This window comes from Tamlana crocina, from assembly GCF_012037625.1.
Window position 1 is genome coordinate 1 of the sequence record NZ_JAAVJS010000136.1, and the last position, 525, is coordinate 525.

Sequence of the window (525 nt, forward strand, 5' to 3'; positions counted from 1 at the left end):
GTTTGAACACCCGCCTGGAGAAAATGAATGCCGACCTTGAAGTGATCGATCAGGATATCAATGCCAAGAAGAATCTTATTGAAGATGCGAAAGCCTTGATCAAAAAATATTCAGAGCAGCAAAAAAATGTTCGTAATAACCGTGAGTTCAATGCTCTTTCAAAAGAAGTTGAATTCCAGGAGCTGGAAATAGAACTTGCTGAAAAGCAGATCAAGGAATATCGTGCCCAGATCGAGCAAAAGAAAGAGGTGATCGAGCAAACGCAGGAGCGTGTTAACGAGCGCCAAAAACATCTTGACCACAAGAAAAGCGAACTTGATGAAATCCTTGCCGAAACTGAAAAAGAAGAGCAGGCATTGATCAAAAAATCTGAAGAATTCCAGGAGCAGATCGAAGAGCGTCTTGTAAACGCATACCGTCGTATTCGCGGGAGCGTGAAAAATGGTCTTGCAGTAGTTCCTGTTGAAAGAGGAGCTTCAGGTGGTTCTTTCTTTACGATCCCGCCTCAGGTGATCATGGAGATCG

General features: G+C 43.4%; 1 protein-coding gene. It reads left to right on the forward strand.

Going from position 1 to position 525, the window contains the following annotated elements; genetic code table 11:
* A partial coding sequence (locus tag HC176_RS15990) for a zinc ribbon domain-containing protein (protein ID WP_167919995.1) occupies positions 1-525 on the forward strand: 525 nt, incomplete at both ends.